This window comes from Nitrosopumilus sp. b3 (assembly GCF_014078525.1).
Lineage (GTDB): Archaea > Thermoproteota > Nitrososphaeria > Nitrososphaerales > Nitrosopumilaceae > Nitrosopumilus.
Map to the genome: position 1 here is coordinate 52704 of NZ_MU078697.1, position 16781 is coordinate 69484.

The 16781-nt window shown below is 33.4% G+C and carries 24 protein-coding genes; 7 read left to right on the forward strand and 17 right to left on the reverse strand.

Going from position 1 to position 16781, the window contains the following annotated elements:
* Positions 1–108: 108 nt before the first annotated feature.
* The gene (locus C6990_RS09605) at positions 109–435 is read right to left on the reverse strand and encodes a rhodanese-like domain-containing protein (RefSeq protein ID WP_182130816.1); all 327 of its coding nucleotides are present in this window, start codon (positions 433–435) and stop codon (positions 109–111) included.
* A gap of 92 nt (positions 436–527) precedes the next feature.
* Here C6990_RS09605 and C6990_RS09610 point away from each other — a divergent pair, with 92 nt between their 5' ends.
* The gene (locus C6990_RS09610) at positions 528–929 is read left to right on the forward strand and encodes a DUF302 domain-containing protein (protein WP_255465408.1); all 402 of its coding nucleotides are present in this window, start codon (positions 528–530) and stop codon (positions 927–929) included.
* A gap of 74 nt (positions 930–1003) precedes the next feature.
* On the opposite strand, the gene C6990_RS09615 is transcribed toward C6990_RS09610, so the two are convergent.
* The gene (locus C6990_RS09615) at positions 1004–1837 is read right to left on the reverse strand and encodes a hypothetical protein (protein ID WP_255465410.1); all 834 of its coding nucleotides are present in this window, start codon (positions 1835–1837) and stop codon (positions 1004–1006) included.
* 163 nt (positions 1838–2000) lie between these two features.
* Positions 2001–2360, reverse strand: a complete 360-nt coding sequence (locus C6990_RS09620; protein WP_182130818.1) for a hypothetical protein — start codon at positions 2358–2360, stop codon at positions 2001–2003.
* A 133-nt stretch (positions 2361–2493) separates the two neighbouring features.
* Here C6990_RS09620 and C6990_RS09625 point away from each other — a divergent pair, with 133 nt between their 5' ends.
* Complete coding sequence (locus C6990_RS09625; RefSeq protein ID WP_255465411.1) at positions 2494–2796, forward strand: hypothetical protein; 303 nt, start codon at positions 2494–2496, stop codon at positions 2794–2796.
* A 128-nt stretch (positions 2797–2924) separates the two neighbouring features.
* On the opposite strand, the gene C6990_RS09630 is transcribed toward C6990_RS09625, so the two are convergent.
* From C6990_RS09630 to glnA, 7 genes are all read right to left on the reverse strand, one after another.
* The gene (locus C6990_RS09630; RefSeq protein ID WP_182130820.1) at positions 2925–3347 is read right to left on the reverse strand and encodes a hypothetical protein; all 423 of its coding nucleotides are present in this window, start codon (positions 3345–3347) and stop codon (positions 2925–2927) included.
* Between the two features lie 33 nt (positions 3348–3380).
* Positions 3381–3545 carry a hypothetical protein gene (locus C6990_RS09635; RefSeq protein WP_182130822.1) on the reverse strand — a complete coding sequence of 55 codons (165 nt, stop codon included), beginning with the start codon at positions 3543–3545 and terminating at the stop codon, positions 3381–3383.
* Between the two features lie 319 nt (positions 3546–3864).
* A complete protein-coding gene (locus C6990_RS09640) occupies positions 3865–4245 on the reverse strand; it encodes a nuclear transport factor 2 family protein (protein ID WP_182130824.1) in 381 nt (126 codons plus the stop codon).
* A gap of 35 nt (positions 4246–4280) precedes the next feature.
* The gene (locus C6990_RS09645; RefSeq protein ID WP_182130826.1) at positions 4281–4643 is read right to left on the reverse strand and encodes a proteinase inhibitor; all 363 of its coding nucleotides are present in this window, start codon (positions 4641–4643) and stop codon (positions 4281–4283) included.
* The gene (locus tag C6990_RS09650) at positions 4636–5376 is read right to left on the reverse strand and encodes a DUF4377 domain-containing protein (protein WP_182130828.1); all 741 of its coding nucleotides are present in this window, start codon (positions 5374–5376) and stop codon (positions 4636–4638) included. The genes C6990_RS09645 and C6990_RS09650 overlap by 8 nt, the downstream gene beginning before the upstream one ends.
* A gap of 78 nt (positions 5377–5454) precedes the next feature.
* Complete coding sequence (locus C6990_RS09655; RefSeq protein ID WP_182131022.1) at positions 5455–5742, reverse strand: hypothetical protein; 288 nt, start codon at positions 5740–5742, stop codon at positions 5455–5457.
* Between the two features lie 261 nt (positions 5743–6003).
* Complete coding sequence (gene glnA, locus C6990_RS09660) at positions 6004–7449, reverse strand: type I glutamate--ammonia ligase (RefSeq protein ID WP_182130830.1); 1446 nt, start codon at positions 7447–7449, stop codon at positions 6004–6006.
* 249 nt (positions 7450–7698) lie between these two features.
* On the opposite strand from glnA, the gene C6990_RS09665 reads away from it, so the two are divergent.
* Positions 7699–7899, forward strand: a complete 201-nt coding sequence (locus tag C6990_RS09665; protein WP_182130832.1) for a hypothetical protein — start codon at positions 7699–7701, stop codon at positions 7897–7899.
* 81 nt (positions 7900–7980) lie between these two features.
* On the opposite strand, the gene C6990_RS09670 is transcribed toward C6990_RS09665, so the two are convergent.
* The 3 genes from C6990_RS09670 to C6990_RS09680 form a co-directional block, all read right to left on the reverse strand.
* Complete coding sequence (locus C6990_RS09670) at positions 7981–8184, reverse strand: hypothetical protein (RefSeq protein WP_182130834.1); 204 nt, start codon at positions 8182–8184, stop codon at positions 7981–7983.
* The gene (locus tag C6990_RS09675) at positions 8181–8543 is read right to left on the reverse strand and encodes a hypothetical protein (RefSeq protein WP_182130836.1); all 363 of its coding nucleotides are present in this window, start codon (positions 8541–8543) and stop codon (positions 8181–8183) included. The genes C6990_RS09670 and C6990_RS09675 overlap by 4 nt, the downstream gene beginning before the upstream one ends.
* Before the next feature lie 152 nt (positions 8544–8695).
* Positions 8696–8875 (reverse strand): hypothetical protein, encoded by a 180-nt coding sequence (locus C6990_RS09680; protein ID WP_182130838.1) that lies wholly within the window; start codon positions 8873–8875, stop codon positions 8696–8698.
* A 317-nt stretch (positions 8876–9192) separates the two neighbouring features.
* Between C6990_RS09680 and C6990_RS09685 the strand changes: the two genes are divergently transcribed.
* From C6990_RS09685 to C6990_RS09695, 3 genes are read left to right on the forward strand one after another with little or no spacing between them, the layout of a single operon-like run.
* Positions 9193–9342, forward strand: a complete 150-nt coding sequence (locus C6990_RS09685; RefSeq protein WP_182130840.1) for a hypothetical protein — start codon at positions 9193–9195, stop codon at positions 9340–9342.
* A 42-nt stretch (positions 9343–9384) separates the two neighbouring features.
* Positions 9385–10353, forward strand: a complete 969-nt coding sequence (locus C6990_RS09690; RefSeq protein ID WP_182130842.1) for a nitroreductase family protein — start codon at positions 9385–9387, stop codon at positions 10351–10353.
* Positions 10354–10395: 42 nt separating this feature from the next.
* Positions 10396–11196 (forward strand): helix-turn-helix transcriptional regulator, encoded by an 801-nt coding sequence (locus C6990_RS09695; RefSeq protein ID WP_182130843.1) that lies wholly within the window; start codon positions 10396–10398, stop codon positions 11194–11196.
* A 177-nt stretch (positions 11197–11373) separates the two neighbouring features.
* Here C6990_RS09695 and C6990_RS09700 read toward each other — a convergent pair whose 3' ends face one another.
* From C6990_RS09700 to C6990_RS09710, 3 genes are all read right to left on the reverse strand, one after another.
* The gene (locus tag C6990_RS09700; RefSeq protein WP_182130845.1) at positions 11374–14019 is read right to left on the reverse strand and encodes a DEAD/DEAH box helicase; all 2646 of its coding nucleotides are present in this window, start codon (positions 14017–14019) and stop codon (positions 11374–11376) included.
* A 117-nt stretch (positions 14020–14136) separates the two neighbouring features.
* Positions 14137–14535: a response regulator gene (locus tag C6990_RS09705; protein WP_182130847.1), complete on the reverse strand. Its 399-nt coding sequence runs from the start codon at positions 14533–14535 to the stop codon at positions 14137–14139.
* Positions 14536–14848: 313 nt separating this feature from the next.
* Positions 14849–15115, reverse strand: coding sequence for a hypothetical protein (locus tag C6990_RS09710; protein ID WP_182130849.1), 267 nt, complete (start codon positions 15113–15115; stop codon positions 14849–14851).
* 131 nt (positions 15116–15246) lie between these two features.
* Here C6990_RS09710 and C6990_RS09715 point away from each other — a divergent pair, with 131 nt between their 5' ends.
* Positions 15247–15384, forward strand: a complete 138-nt coding sequence (locus tag C6990_RS09715) for a hypothetical protein (protein WP_182130851.1) — start codon at positions 15247–15249, stop codon at positions 15382–15384.
* 412 nt (positions 15385–15796) lie between these two features.
* Here C6990_RS09715 and C6990_RS09720 read toward each other — a convergent pair whose 3' ends face one another.
* Positions 15797–16672 (reverse strand): transcription initiation factor IIB, encoded by an 876-nt coding sequence (locus C6990_RS09720; RefSeq protein ID WP_182131024.1) that lies wholly within the window; start codon positions 16670–16672, stop codon positions 15797–15799.
* Positions 16673–16781 lie beyond the last annotated feature (109 nt).

Sequence of the window (16781 nt, forward strand, 5' to 3'; positions counted from 1 at the left end):
TAAAAATACCAAAAACACTACATTCCCAATTGAACTTGGAGTTCCATGCTTTCATTCCTCCTTCTAGAACTTGAAAGTCAATACCTTCTTGTGCAAGCCCATAGGTGGCTATTGTTGCCCTATTTCCAGAACCCCAAATAACCACATCACATCAGGCAATCTATTTTGAATTGTTGTTACTCTTTTTTCAAGAGTTGAAGAATCCAGAGCATCATGAGATGCACCAAACAAATGTCCTGATTGATATTCTTCTGCAGTTCTAATATCTACAACTAAAACATGCTCTTTGTTTTCAAGCAAAACGTCCAATGTTTCAGAAGTTACTGCAAATTTTTCATGACTGTCAGGAGTTGAATTTTGCTCTAGAACAGCTGCACCAATTATGGTAAATCCGATAATTATTGATACTATAATTCCAATGTGTTTTTGATTCATGAAATTATTTCTGTAGATATTATTATATCAAAATACATTTTCCAAAAATAGCTTCCAAGTGTGGAAATCGTATTTGTCTATATAAGATCAAAATGAAAAATAGTAATATGAATTTCACACATACAGTCAAAACCAAAAAAAGTATTGACAACACCATCACTGATCTTTCTGAAAATCTTAAAGAGATTGGGTTTGGTGTTTTAGAAACGCTTGATTTTAAAAAAATTCTATCAGAAAAAGGACTAGAGTTTGCAGACGAATACAAACTAATGGAAGTGTGTAATCCTCATCTTGCAAAACAAGTGTTAGAGGCCAATCCAGATCTTGGGTTATTGCTACCATGTACTATTGCAGTTTATCAAAAAAATAATGAGAATTTCATCAGTTTGGCAAGGCCTACATCATTACTTTCAATGGCATCAGATGAAAATCTCAAAATTTCAGGTGAAGATATTGAAGATGGGCTAATCAAAGTCATAGAAAATACAAAATAATCAGTCAGATCGTCATTTGTTAAAACAGATGAGAGGCATCAAGTAGTTTAGGATTTAATATTAAAATAAAAAAATTATTTGAGATCTTGAATTTGTTTTATGATTTCATTCATCTCAAATACCATTTTTTTCTGTTCTATGATATTTCTGGACTCTAGGAATTCTTTTTGTAGGTCTGAAAGTGATTCTTTGAGATCAGTTATCTGTAGAGGTTTTGGTTCAAGGACGGTTCTAGATATAGGAACTGATTGGTTTGAATCAACTTGGACTTTGGATATTTTTGCAGTACAACCATAGCATGGAGCTGCGAGATCATTTTCATATCGAGGTAATTTCCCGTTCATGTCAAAATTGGATTGAATGTCTTCTTGTGCAAGGTTATGTTTTATGTTAAGTTCACGCACAATATTTTGCATTTCAATTTTTGGCATCTTGGCAAATTGAACATATTGCTTCATGGCATCAGAAAATGTTCCTCCCTGTTTTAGAACAGAGTCCCGCGCATCCCTTGCTAGAGATACTTTGACTTGAAGATAATCAAATTGATCCCAGAATATCCCATGATTTGTTGCATTTAGATTTGAAACATACTTTGCAAATGCGTTTCTAGGAGTAAATTCTTCATAGGACTTTTCCATTCTTTTGATCTCTTGTTTTAGAGATTCTTGAGAAATCTTTCGTTGCTCGTCGATGAGTTTTTGTTGTGCAGTACGCTTGTTTTCAGTTTCTTTTGCTTGCTGGAATTGTTTTTTTGAAAATTCTATTTTTGCAAGAATATCTTGTGAAATAGGATTTAGCAGTTCGTCGCCTTCAATTTTTTTAAAATCGGACTGTGCAAAGGCATTAGTACTAAAAACAGACATAACAATTACTGAAGCAATGATTGATGCATAGAGTAGTTTAGTCATTGAACACAAAAATGAAAAAATTGCTTAAGAGGGATTCGTAGAAATTATTAGATTAAATCATACTGATAGTTTTAATACAAGTTTTCAAGTTATTTTTTGAATAATTTTAAAAATAACATTACAATTTTAGTCATTTAACATATTTTGTTTCAAAAATAAAAAATTATGGGGAAAGACCTGTGCCACTAACGTCTTTATCCCATTCATCTACCATCGGATTTTGTCTTTTTTCAAGCTCTTCCCAATATCCGTTTAACAGTCCCGAAGGAACATTAAATGTGGCAGACACAGTATCGCCAACTTGTGCACTACAATCAGGCACGACCACGTTTAGTCCAAATTGTGATTCTCCAACACAGCCGTATTCGGTTGTTGCTATCACAGTTACGTCTTCAGTAACCTCTGTAGGAATGTAGTTCCAAGGAGTCACTGTGAAGATTACAACGACTGCAAGTCCTGCAATCAGTGCAGATAAAAGCACGCGTCGCGATACTTTACCTTCTTCTTGCTTTTGATTGTACATTTTTCTTCACCTAATATAGTGTGAAACCAAGATATAACATACAGAAACAATTTCCATGTACAGTTTTCACATTTGAAAATTACCTTTGGAAAATGTCTATTTTCTTTATTACTTATTTACTAGTAATGGCATCATGTCTGCAGTGAATAACAAATCGGATAAAAAATCAAGTAGAACCAACACTATGATCGTTGCAGGAGTTATTGCATTAGGAGCTGGTCTTCTTTTTGCATATTTGATGTTCTACACTTCACCAGAACACAATATGGAGATGGTTAAAGTAATCGCAGTTACTGAAAATGGCTGTATTGGTGAAACTATGGATGGATTTGCAGTAAACATCGGCGATTGTAATGCAGAGCCAGGAAAATATGTCGAGGCACTAGTTGATCAAAAAACAAAAGAACGTGCTGCTTTGATGAATCCAACAAATTAATTTTTTAAATTTTCTTTTTTTATTCTTAATTTCCTAGGTTTTTTGCCATAGTAATAATTTCTGCATCTTTAGAAAAAAGGGATGTAATTCAAAAAAATTGAATAAATATAATGGAGATGCTATCTCCATTATATTTTTGGATTAAATGGCAATACCAATGAATCCATTATACTTTTGTTTATGTTGACAAAAGACTTTGAATTTTCATTCCATGTATGGATATTCTGTTTGGTTGCATCAATGGATGCAATTGACATCTTACTTTGAACATTAAATGAACGGTTTATCTTTTCTGTAGAGTCATTCATCATACTGATTGATGATTCTGGTAGATTGGATTTAATTCCTGTTTTTGTTGCAAATTCTCTATGAATATCAATTATTGATGATGAAGCATTATTCCATGCTTGCACATATTCTTGGAGCAGATTAGTAGCTGCTTGATGGAATTGTGGGATTGACTTTTCTATATTTGAATAGAAGTTGTCAACACTATCACTCCATACAGAATAGATATCTTTGTGACTGCTTGTGTTTTCTATTTTACTCATTTTTCGCACCTCCTCCTATTTGATTAAGCATGATTACTTGAATTCCTCAAGCAAATCTTCATCTTTTTTGAAGACCCAAGAAAGACCAATCAAATCCATAGCAGAAATGCTAGTTGAGAGAGGGTTTTTGGCCTCACTTTCAACCAGAATTTCCTGGCTTGGTTTTTGGTCAAATTTGTATTGAATTACAGTTGACATGGTATACTATCGTACTAGAATGATATAATATTAGCAGTTAATTTGTGGTATGCCTTTTTGAGAAATAGATAACACGGTTGGAGGAGACAAACTCTGGATTTGATAAAAACATCAAAATCTCTCAAAGTGTGGAGTCGTAAGGATACGAAAGTCTTTGAGAGTTTTTTGATGTTAATTTCATTATGAAAAATTACTTTATTGGTTGGTGTTTGTTCAAAATATTCAATCATTTTGAATTTTGGATCGGAACTATACGAACACATCTTTTGTAATCATAGACACATTGAAAATTTTAGATTCGAAATTAATTTTAAAATAGTTATTTCAAAGAATCTGAAATTACTTTGGCATCAGTAAATTGTCTGAATTGAACAATTTTGTTTTCTTGTACTAGATATACATGTGAGAATTGTATCTCAAAATTTTTGTCCTTAATTGAAATCCCTCGATATTTTCCAATAACCATTATGTGATCCTTGAAATCTAGAAATTGCTCTGGAATGGCGTGAAATTCTTTAAAATTTGAAAGCATTTTTGGAAAATAGTCCTCAAAGACTGCTTTGACACCAACATATTTTCCACCATTTGGCATATCCTCAGCAGTAATCCATGTAATATCATCATGACATAAATCCAGATATTTTTTGTCTTTATTTCTAAAAGAATCATAGAATTCTTTGATGATCTGTAGATTAGACACTACCAAGGAATTAATGTACAAATATTTTATGTTAATTATTCTTCGGGATTAAAACCCATTTCCCTCAGATCATTTCTTATCTCTGCTTTAATTTGATCCAATTCCATTTTTGGAATATCAAAACTTATCATCTTTCGAATTTGATTTAGCATTACTCGTCCTTCCTGATCATCAGATAGTTTTTGTCCTGATTCTTCAAATGTATAATATGCTTTCATAATTTCCAATCTAGGTTCCAAATCATTTCTATCAGAACTATCCATCCACTCATCAATCATTATTCGTAAATCTTGTTGTGTTACTGGAGGTACAGGCTCGAAATTTAGTGAATTTACTCCCATCACCATTATCAAGATACTAATCCCCACTGCTAAGGAAATTGGAATTATTTTATTCACTGCATTCACCTACATGATCAATTGCAATATGCTCAGATGCTATCATACATTTGTTCCCATATGTTTTCCCGTCAACACCACAAATTGGAGCATATTCCAAGGTACATGCAAAGTTAGGAAAATTTGTTTGCCATCCACGAGTTTGAAGATTTTGAACGGATTGTGGTTTTACACATGCAGGAGATCCATCACTTGATTTGAAAATCAAAGTCAACTTCTCAGCACAGATTACAGAATGAGCAGGAATTCCAGCTTCGCCTTGTAGTAAGGGTCTGAGATATGGTTTTTCTTGCCCATCCATCACACATACTTTGCCAGGATATGCTCCAGGACCACACCTATCATTAAGTACACAGATTTCACCCAAGGGGACAAAGCCTGGGGCACACATATTTTTGTAAGGAATATGTCTAGTGGAAGTTTTTTCTAATATGTCAATGAGCGTGTATTTTTTACTAGAAGAATCTGCAGGTGGATTTTCTACGTCAGTTACTTTTACTAATATTTTGTATGAATGTCCTTGCTGAAAAGAAAACCCCTCAATTGAATCATAAAAATTCTGCCAGTCAGAAGATTCATCTTCACGAATCTGCAGGCATTTTTGTGGTGCTATACCTACACAATCAGCAAGAGAAGGACTGATGAAAAATGTTTTTGTTTCTTCAGAAAATGATTCTGAAATAGCAATCGTGCCAATTAAAATAAATGGAATAGCAAACCAAATTGTTTTCATATTATTTCTAGAGAGTATTCATTTAAAGACTTTGATGAAATTTCAATTTTACTAAAAAGAAAAAACAGGATAAAAAAATTATCCTAGTTTATAGAGATTCTTGAGGACTTGTTTTGCACTATATTCTGCGACAATCTTCTTGTATATTTTTACTTGTTCTTTCTTTACAGAACCAAATTCATCGTGAATGATTTTATGTGAACTCTGGAATGGTATTTTGTCTTTAGTTTTTACGCCATATGATTTTGCTTTGAGTTTATCTGAATAATCAGCCTTTGTAGGTTGAGCATATGCATCAGTTAATGATGGAGCAACAACTCCTGTAGCCAAGATTGCCATAATGGATATTGCCAAAAATGTTTTCATTATTTTCAAATACACCTCCTCTTAGTAAGATAAGTGAAATTCCTCACAATAGAAATGATTACAGGTATGTTTTTTCCTCTAGTCAGAAGAGAGTGGTCGGACTCCCTTCTGACTTGAATTGGTAAACAACTTTTTGCAGATTGGCCTGGTGGGTTTTGCATTACAAGTAGAATATACAAAAAATATTTGGTTATACCGGACAGTTTGTGGTATGCCTTTTTTGTAAAGTATGAAAATTAATTTAGATAAAATCAGATGAAACTAGGCATCAGCATACATTGATACTTCCCAAGCTGTTGGGGTTTGAGCAAATGCAGTGTACTCTTTGTATTTTATTTCAGCATACGCATCAAGAAAGTCTTTTGTAAAAACTTCCTCTAAGAACTTTGAATCACTTTCCAATGAATCAAGTGCACCCTTCAAAGAAACAGGTAAAGTTCCAATTTTGTATTCTCTTTTCTTGTCAGGAGAAAGTTTGTAAACATTTTCTTCAATAGGATCTCCAGGATCAATTTTATTTTTTATTCCATCTAATCCTGCCAACAATAATGCAGCCTCTAAAAGATAGATGTTTGCAGTAGGATCCGGTACACGATACTCTATTCTCTTGCTCTTTGATTGATTTCGATTGTACATTGGAACTCTAATTGCAGTTGAACGGTTACCCAAGCCCCAGCAAACATTAGTTGGTGCTTCAAAACCTGGAACTAGGCGTTTGTAAGAATTTGTAGTCGGGTTTGTAATTGCACACAAAGCTGATGCGTGACTTAAAATCCCACCAACATAATATCTGCCGGTTTGGCTCATTTGTGATTGTTCATCATTTTCATCATACATCACATTTGTTTTTTCATTCCACAGACTTTGATGAGTATGCATAGCTGATGCATTATCACCAAAAATTGGTTTTGGCATAAAAGTTGCAACTTTGTTTTTTCGTTTAGCTTTTACTTTGATTAAATTTTTAACTGCAATAACGTTGTCTGCCATTGCAATCATTTCATCATAAACTAGATTGATTTCACATTGGCCAGAAGTTGCAACCTCATGGTGTTCTGCCTCTATTTTAATTCCAAAATGATTGTACAGATCTTCACAAACATCTTTTCGAAATCCCTCAAGAGTATCCTTTGGCTGTGATGGATAGTACCCTTCTTTGAGGTCAATTGCCGTACTTACATTTCCTTTAGCCCAAGGGGATTCTTTGGATTCAATTGAATATCCCGAGCCTCCATAGGCATGAGTTGCAGCATATGGCGATGGATATACATTGATGGTGTCAAATACAAAGAATTCAATTTCCGGTCCCCAATTGGTATGAGTTAATCCAAATTCAGATAGTTTTTCTGATGCCTTATGTGCAATGCCTCTGGAATCTCGATTAAATCTCGATTCCTTTCTTGTACTGCCATCATACAAATCACAAAATATTCGAGCATTTTTCCTATTACCAGGATCATAGTCATTTGGAAGAATTTTAAACGAGTTTGGGTCAGGTAATAGAATCATATCAGAGTGATTCACTGATTTGAATCCAACAATAGAGCTGGCATCTAGTTTTTCAAGGCCGTTAACAAAACTATCCTTATCAATTGCATAGCTTGGCATTCCAACATTATGTAATTCACCAAAAATATCTACAAACCAGAAATCAACAAACGATATCTTTTCATTTTGAATAGTCTGTAATACTTGGTCTGAATTCAATTAGATATTTTTAAAAAGTAATTCACTAATATTGTTTTGTAAGTCAGAGTTGTCAAGTTAGTCATGTTATTTTGAAAGGATCAAATTATTTTGGAAATAGTAATGAAATATCACTATTTTTATCAGTATAGCATAAAATGTCAGTAAAATTTTGTACTGCTTATTAACAAAAAAATAGTCAAAATAGATACATCGATCAAAAATTAATTTTCACTCATCAGGCTAAATCCAAATTTCTAGTTGAAAAACATGAAAAAATCAATAAATCAAACAATAGAAAACCCAATTCCAGAAAAGCCAATACAGTATAGATTGAAACAGGCAAGCTGCATTACAGTAGAGTCTGCGCTTAGAAACAAAGTAAACTTGAATATTTCATGGTATGACGTTCACGGAGATGAACAAAGTCAAAAATATTCAATATCTGCCGGTTCAGTAATAGAATTATAAAATAAAATATTTTTTTCTTTTTTTTAATACATTTCCCAGAAATCAAACATGTTTACAGGAAAGACAGAGACAAAATTAGATTTATGGAGCTTGTACAATCATCGCTTTTTTTAGAGGAGGATTATTCTTGAAATAGCTAGCAGTATAGAGAATTTTATCCCCTTCAGGCATGGGATTTGCGCATTTTCCACAAAGTGGCAAGATTACTTCTGCATCAAAATCAATCTCTCCAATTACAAATTTGCATTTGTGGCAAATTATTGACTTTGTATCATAAAGATTCATTTTTTTGTCACCTCTAGAGGCATCTGAATCAAAATACTGTTGCTGTATTTGGCATCAACTGATGTTTCATAGTTTTTACATGAATTTGCCAACTGTAATTTATTATATTTTACAACTTTGGAGCCAAGATCAGATGTTATGGTAAATGTAGGAGTCGTCACATGTTCTTGTCCAATGCAGGTTTTGAATTGAACATAATAGCTGTCTTCAGAAGTTTTTGCCAGATATTGTATCTTAATTGAATTAACATTTGGGTTTTTTGGGGTATCACCATATGCAGAAACCGAAAATAAAGAGACAAGTAGCACTGTACCTAAAAACAGTCCAAGTTTTTTATTTTCAGAGTTTGATTTTTTCATTTTATTCCTTTTTGGTGAAACGTAAAGAGGCAACTATCAGGATTCGAGGGGATCCGAGAGATATGTCAAACCTCTTACGTTTTCGCCAAAGTGATTAACACATATCAATTATATCAAAATATTTTCCAAACTGTGGTATGCCTTGACTATAATTATGCAACATGTGACAGAGGAAGATAGTTATCAACATCTAGCCTACATGTTGAGTGAATTTGTTCATCTGATTCGTTAAGACAAGTTGTACATTCAAATTTTATCGCTTGAAAACAAATCGAACATTTTTGTTTGATCTCTTGAAGAGTACCACACTTTCTACAGCAATCAATTCTCATTGTTTTCCACCTAAAGTATCACAGACAAAACAATTACAGAGATTGCTGTGATAGCATAGAAGGCATAATATGCCTTTTTGTTTCGTGGTATCATTAATTTTGATTTTTGTTTATTTTGGATCATTGTATTTCCTCCTTTGAAAAAACAGCGAGACCCCTGTGAAAAAACTCACAGGTTTTTACTGGTCTAGGGTAATACTGTTCTCGCATGAAATAGATACAGTGTTTTTAACAATATACCTTGGTCAGCTAATCAGCTTACCAGTAATCTGCTAAATTTACCATACTCTATGAACAGCATTTACCATACTATAATCATGAAAACAGAACAAATCTCAAACTGGGATAAAATGGTTCACGCCCCTTTCAAAAAGGTCGTAAAATTTGATCTTCTCTGCATGGGTATTGGCGCAGTAATTGGAATGGGTGCAGGTGCCTATCTTGTTGCTAGCGGTTTAATCGGCTAGCAACAAACTTATTTTTTATAATAATCAATAACGACAAGCATTATGAAATTCCAAACAATAGAGGCATCATACACATCAAAAGAAGGTTGCAGACTAGTTTGGAAAGGAGTAGATGAAGATGATACAGATGTTGTAATTTTAAATAAAAATGAATTAGAAAATCTAGTGGAGATTTTTAAAAAAAATTCTACTGGCGAGGTAGAGTTAGAAGACCAAACAAGCATTATCAGAGTAAATTCAGATGTGACTCAGTTTATGCTAACAAATCATCCGTTGTTAGAAGTAAAGACCAATGAAATTCAAGAAAAAGTGTTAGAGTATGCCAAAGTTCCTCACGAACCACAGTACGTATACATTGGAACAAAAGAATTCTATCCATCTGTTTGGATAAGAGATGATGGAAAATCCCAGTCAGAGACAACCAAAAAAGATGCAAAAAAATCACTTATTGAAGCAATTCTATCATCAGAACCTGAAAAGATAAGACAAGATCTTTCACCCACTGACATATTCAGAGTTTTTTCCACAAGACGCTCAACGAGGAAATTTGAAAAAACCAAAGTGGAAGATTGGAAGATTGACAAGATACTCTCAGCTGCTGATGTGGCACCAACAGCTGGAAACTTTCAAGGATTTCAAGTATACCTAGTTAAAAATAAAAAAACAAAAGAAGCACTTGTAGAGGCCGCAAATAAACAGCCATATGTTGATGCGCCAGTAGTGCTGGTCTTTTGTACAGAACCATCAAGAGTAAAGCTAAAGTTTCCCCCAGACATGTTAGAGAAATTTTCATTACAGGATGCAACAATTGCAGCTGCATTTTCACTTCTTGCAGCATCAGGAGTAGGATTAAGCACAATATGGATTGGAATGTTTGATGAGGAAAAAGTAAAGCAGATTCTAGGTACAGAATTAAGACCATCATCTATTTTGTGTATTGGCTATCCGGACAAGAAAAAGCCTCCAAAATCAAGAAGAAAGCTCAAAGATCTCATCAAAGTTATAGAATAATTTTCTGTAATGATTTTTATCCAGTGTTGAGTAGCACTATCGATGACGGATCTATTTGATGAAACTGCAAACTATGTATTGGATTTAGCAAGCCCTCAGAGAATGCAAATTTTATTCAAGTTATTAGAGAAAAATTCGACTCCCACCAGCTTGGCAAAAGAAATTGATGCTACAAAACAAGAGGTACATCGAAATTTTACCAGACTAGAACAAAGCGGTTTGATAGAAAAGAAAACTGATGGAAAGTACACATTAACAACTTTTGGTAAAATAGTATGCACACAGGTTCCATCACTAGTGTTTATTTCACAGAATAGAAAATATTTCGAGGATCATTATTTTGGAAACATCCCACACAAATTCCAAATGCGCTGCGGTCAACTTGCAAACGGTCAATACATCAAGGGAATATCAAAGGTGCTTGAACAATGGAAAAATGTCTACAAAAATTCTAACGAATACATTTACGAAGTTTTATCTGAAGTTCCACTTGATTTGATAGAACCTCTAGTAAAACAAGTCAAAAAAGGAGTGAAATTCAACTACATATTTTCAGAGTCAGCCGTAGTCCCTAAAGGACGAAAGGCATTACTGAAAAAACTCGGGTTTGACAAACTAGTTGAAAAGGGGTTAATTGAAAGAAAGATGGAAAAAAATGTTCAAACAGTCTTAATTCTAAATGAGAAAGAGGCATGCATTATGTTTCCCACACTTGATGGGGAATCAGATCTTACTGAGATGTTTTATTCAGATGACTTAATGTTTCATGAATGGTGCCTTGATTACTTTAGATATTGCTGGTATGGCTCAGATATTTTTAAAGAAAGTAAGCTCAAAGAATAGTTGTTTATCTTTTTATTTCGTTAATTTTCAAGAAATTCTATGAATGGAACGAGTTGTGATAATTGCTTTACAGGTTATCGTCCTGGACAGTTGATATCTTGCGAGAAATGCGGTTCAGAATTTTGTGATACATGTATTAAAAATCACAAACATTGAGAATTATTTTAGAAATTATAATTAGTTAAAAACTGAAAAAAACTCTTTTGCCCTATCTTTTGACAAATCTTTATTTTTTGTGACACAATAGTTTGTCGTAAAAGTACATTTCGGGCATCCACCCCAACTTTCACCCTGTGCAACCAATTTCTTCTGTTTAGGATCTACCGGACAGTCACAATCGCAAAGTAGTGAATAACAAGTCTTGAGAATTTTTTCAAAATCATCATAAATTATTTTACTGCATCCATTGAATCCATCTGAAGAATTATCATAAAGATAGATTATCCCATTTTCATAGTATGCATCAATATCATTTGATTCAGATTTTGTGATAATTTTTGCAGCATTGATAAACACATGGGTTATAGTATGAATGGCAGAGTCTGCTGCAATCTGGCTTTTTGATTCAGACTTTGTTTTTGAAATAAACTCTGAAGGAACAATGATACTTACAGAGGAATGTTTTGACTTCCAATTAAAATTCCGCCACGATGAAATGTTTGTTCCATTATGAGTTTCAAAGTTTTCAGATGACTCGTTATAATTCCCTTTAAGATATCCAGTAATGGTTCTGCTCAACTCAATTATACCATATCGCAATGAAAGTTTTTTTGATTTTACAATAACGTCTCTATGTATTGCATTTCTCTCAGAGGTCTGAAGAATGGAAGTTCTCACAATTGGGATTGTTCTTTTTTGTTTTTCATAAGATCTCTTCAGATATGCTCTTGCACCATTGTGTGATTTTATCAAAGAAGTTACTTCATAGTTTTGTTTGTTAAAGTGATAAATTGCATGTTGATGAAGTTGATAATACCCAACAGGTACACCACGAGTTCCAATTTTTTTAGAATTATAGTAAATTGCAATCTCACCTGAAGTTCCTCTAAGATTTACGCTATTTGCAAAATCAAAAAATTGTGATTTATCAGACTCTGTGGATGCCTCCTGTTCAATCTCAATTGATTCTGTGTGCTTATCAGAAATTATTGGATTTTTCTTGTTTATTGGAATAACATGGTTTTGAGACAGATAGTCATCAATATGACGCGCAAAGTAATGACATGCAGCATCATCAGGATCAAAGACACAGATGGCGTATGATTTTTGACCCATACGACCAGCACGACCGATTCGTTGCACAAAAGAATCATACTCATTTTTGAAAGCAGAGATTACAACATCAACATGGCCAATATCAATTCCAAGTTCTAATGTAGGTGTACAAGATAATGCATCTAATTCCCCTGCTTTCATTTGAGACTCGTATAATTTTCTATTATTTTGATCAAGGCCACCCCTATGAATTTGAATTCGGATACCATCATTTGCATCCTCTACATTTGATGCAAGGAATTCTGAATCATTGTGTGAATTGCTAAAGATTAATTGTGTAGAATTATTTTTGTAGCAAATTGATGCCAACATCTCCATAGTAGTTCTCTGCCCAAATTTTCTAGGCATAATGAAAAACATGTGCATGTTGTGCTTTCGTCGAATCTTGCTTTTAATGAAAGAAAACGAAGTCTCTGGCAAATCAAACATGTTTGAAAAAAATTCTTTAGAGTTATCCAAAGTAGCTGAAGAACCAATGAATTGTACTTTTCCCATGTACCGCTTCATTCTTTTTAATACATGATAGACATTTGATCCATGAAAGCTAGTGTAAGAGTGAGCCTCATCCATCACAATAATTTTTGCATTTTTGAATAATTCATTCCATTTTTTGTCTTGCAAGATAAGATGATAATTAATAAAATCAAAGTTTGTTGCGATGATTAGAGATTTTTTACTGGCATCTGAAATTATCATGTCTTTGTATTCAGAACTTTGACCTCCATGGATAGAATAAACGGCAACCTTACTTTTCAAGCCGCACCTATCAATCAGATTCGATATCTTAGATACTTGATCATCAATTAGTGCATTAAGTGGATATACAAATAATGCAAATACACCTGGCTGCTCCTCTTGAGAAATCTTTTGTAGTATAGGAATAGAAAATGCCTCAGTCTTTCCAGAACCAGTGGGTGCAGAAATTATTGAATTTTTCCCCTCTAGGATGGATCTAATTGATTCTTCTTGAAATGGAAGCAATCCCGAAAAACCGTATTTCTCTATTCCTTTGAGAATATTTTCAGACAATATGTCTTTCAGACTATCTATGGGAATCTTTTCTGGATCAGGTGCAACCATATTCTCATAATGAATAATTCCCAATGATTCTTCTTTATGACCTTGAATTATTTCTCGAACTATTCCATCGTTATCTACAAGAGATTGTGGAATTTGACTAACATCAAATAAGATTTCTGCAGGCAGCGGTATTTTGGGCTCTGGTTTTTTTTCATTCTGTTTAGTGTATTTTTTTATTTCATCAGGATAGTAAGGTTCTGAGAGTGTGGGGCCATCACATCTATGTGGCTCATCTGTTTGCGAATCAATTGGAATAAATTTTCCACTATCTGATTTGAACTCTTCATCCCAATAGATTTGAGCTCCACATCCTTTTGAACATGATTTTGTATTTCCAGAATAATTTACTCCATAAGTCGGTCTTTTAGGAATAACTTTTTCAGGATTGCATTTAGGACAAATCCATGGTCCTCCAACATCTTCAAAATTTTGGGATAGTTTAGTATCACAATTAGAACAGAACTTCATGAATAAGATTTTGAATAATTTACCATTAATGAATATATGATTAATTTGATGTTTACATCAGATCAATTATCATTTAATTTTTTACAAATTCTAATCAAGGTATTTTAAAAAAATAGTTTAAGATTTGGTTTTTGTATCAACCTTTACAGTATCTCCCAGTGAGATCTTGTCAATTAGTGAAATTAACTTGTTTGTATCAAATGGTTTTTGAATTATAGCTGAAGGTTTTGATTCAAAGAGGTCCTTGCTACATTCATGATCAGGACTACCAGTAATAATAATCACTTTGGCTTCAGAATTAATTTTACGAATTCCTTGAAGCCCATATAGGCCATCAAATTCAGGCATCCAATAATCCATCATTACGATATCAGGGGAATGTTTTCGATAAAGTTCAACTGCTTCTTTTCCATCATATCCCAATGCGAGAACCTCAATTGAGCGTAGATTAAGAAGATCCGACATTATTTCTGCAGTCTCTGGATCATCATCAATTATCAATACCGTAGGTTTCATGAATGCTCTAAGGGTTAAGGGGTTATGAAAAGAAGTTTGAATCAAATAAACAAGCTGTAATATAGATAAAAAATTACTGATTTAGATTTTGGTTTTCAGGGTATTTGGGTTGCCATATCCAAAATAGACTACCCAGCAATTAGAGTAAAATTTTCTGGATCATTTGTCAACGAATATTTAGATTTGAAATTAACTACTTTTTTAAAAATACAATTTAATGATAAAAGAATTCTTCGGATTTATTTGGGATTTGGTTACAGGTAACTAATCAGAGATTCTTTTTATTTTTTTATTAAAAACAGATTTAGAAAAATTAAACTAGAATCTGTTTCTCAAGATTGTCCAAAGCCCAGTTTATCAGAGTACTTTTTTGATGAGCCCACCTATAATGTGAAGAAGCGTGTTTTTTATTCACAGATGGTTCTGGATATGAACAGAATTGGCAGGATTCTGTGGTATCAGTAAGATGCTCAATAATCTCCTCTCTATGACCAGAAAGATGGATTAGCCAAGAAGTCCTATTTGCGGTAATTTGTTTTCCATTATCACAGTAAGGACATATGCTTGCAATAAATGCCATTTTAGTTCAGAGGTAATTAGAAACTTGAAAATAATAAGCAAAGAGATAGTTGATAGTATTCAGAGTTAAATCAATTTAAATTTAGTTTAATTATTCATTAGAATCTAATCGTCTAAGAAGGTGAAAATAGTATGATTGAAACATTTACAACATTTCTACACAATCTAGAATTTGGAATGTATGATGCAATTATCAAAATCAATGAAAAAATTCATGGTTTGAACAAGTTCCAAAAATTTAGCACAGAAATTCTTAAGACATACAAATAATCAAAATGTCTAAAGCAATGAAGGTAGAAATAGTACAGTCTGAGAGCAAATCAGAACTTGATAGCTTGATTAATTCATGTATTCAAGATCGAGATGTCGAAGACATAAAGCTGACCGCTGTTTTATTGTCTGATAATAAAGTTCAGTATACAGCACTCATAATGCTGAAAAGCTAAAGAATATTTGCACAATTTTTGTGCAATTTTTCTTTTTTACAAATTTTTAACTAGATATTTTTTTCATCAAGACCGCAATTAATGCATCGTCTAGCATCTAAGATTAAGAAATATGCAAAATTATGAACAAATCCTTTCTTACAATCCATAAAAAAGCAGTGAATGATTAACGGATTAAGTATTGTGTGAAAATTAGTATCGATCTAGAGTTGATTTTTTTATTTTTTTAAAAATTCTTACGAATGACTAGCCTTCAATCCTTTGTATCGATTTCTAATAGTTACCTCTGTTACACCTGCAGCTTCGGCAATATCTCTTTGAGTGACAGATGCACCATTATGTACACATGACAAGTATAAGGCAGATGCTGCAAGACCCATTGGATCTTTTCCTGCGGATTCTTCACGCTCTTGTGCTTCCTTGAGCACTTTGATTGCATATCGTTTTGTTTTTTCTGTAATGTCGAGCTTACTTGAAATTCGAGCAATACATTGAACAGAATCAACAACTGGCATCTTTAGTTCTAATTCATAGTGTAACAGTCTATAACATCTTGCAATATCTTTTCTTTTTACATTTGCCGCATCTGCAACATCTTTTAGAGTTCTAGGTGTTGCAGTGTCTCTGCATGCAGCATAAAGTGATGCTGCAATCATTGCAGAAATTGATCTTCCTCGAACAAGTTTTTTCTCCAAAGCTTTTCTGTAAATGTAAGCTGCTTTTTCAAGAACATTTGCAGAAATTGCAATCTTGTCTTTTAATCTAGTTAATTCACCAAGTGCTTGCCTCAAGTTTCTATCAACAGGTTCATGAACTTGACTTCTGTTATCCCAAGTTCTAAGTCTCTCAATGGTACTCTTCATTGATGTTGAAAGTGGTTTTCCTGATGCATCCTTGTTTAATGGATTGATAACTGTAGATAATCCCATATCATGCATTAGAAGTGATGAGGGAGCTCCAGTTCTTGCAGGATCTGCACCACCATCTTTTTGGAACGATCTCCATTCAGGACCAGATTCCTGGGTTTTTTCAGATACCACATAACCACACTTTGAGCAAAATTGTTCACCGGTAGTATCATCAGTTAGCATGGAATTTTTTCCACAACGCATGCAACTAGAATTTTGATTTGAAGTTACCAAACAAACCCACCTGTTTTTCCACCTATGTGAATCATGTAGAGTTACCACTACACGCTAATTTAAACCGAGTATGATCCAG